This window comes from Pseudomonas putida (assembly GCF_028682395.1).
In the GTDB taxonomy this organism is placed as follows: domain Bacteria; phylum Pseudomonadota; class Gammaproteobacteria; order Pseudomonadales; family Pseudomonadaceae; genus Aquipseudomonas; species Aquipseudomonas putida_AB.
In genome coordinates, this window is sequence record NZ_JANHLC010000039.1 from 1 (window position 1) to 483 (window position 483).

At 56.7% G+C, this 483-nt stretch carries 1 protein-coding gene; it reads right to left on the minus strand.

Annotated elements, in window-relative coordinates:
- Positions 1–483, minus strand: a 483-nt coding sequence (locus NPS46_RS25135; RefSeq protein ID WP_274112052.1) for an Ig-like domain-containing protein, incomplete at both ends; no start/stop codon positions are given.

A 483-nucleotide genomic window follows, 5' to 3' on the forward strand; every position in this document is an offset into this window, starting at 1 on the left:
ATTTTCATACACCTTCACATCGCTATCGGTCCTTGCAGTCAGGCCGCTGTCGGCGATATTGATGGTCAAGGTGGTGCTGCTTAGATCTCCATCACCATCGCGGATGGTGTAGGTGAAGATATCGGTTGCCCCCGCTGGGGTAACCGCATTGGGATTACTGTGATACACCGCAACGCCAGCCGCATTGACCGTCAAAGTGCCGTAGGTGCCGGTGATACTGGTGTTCAAACCGGTAGTGACATTGACGATCTGGCTGCCGGCCTTAACGCCGACCACGGCCGCACCATCGGCGCCCAAAGTGTCGTTACCCAGCACATTGGTGCTAACGGTGTTGCCCTCTGTGACCTGGGCCGTATCCGCTTTGGCGGTGGGTACATCGTCGACGATGCTGATCTGGATCGTGCCGGTAACCGTATTGCCTACTGCATCGGTGGCCGAGTAGCTGAAGGTCTCATTGAGAGCGATATTGGCGCCGTTATCGCC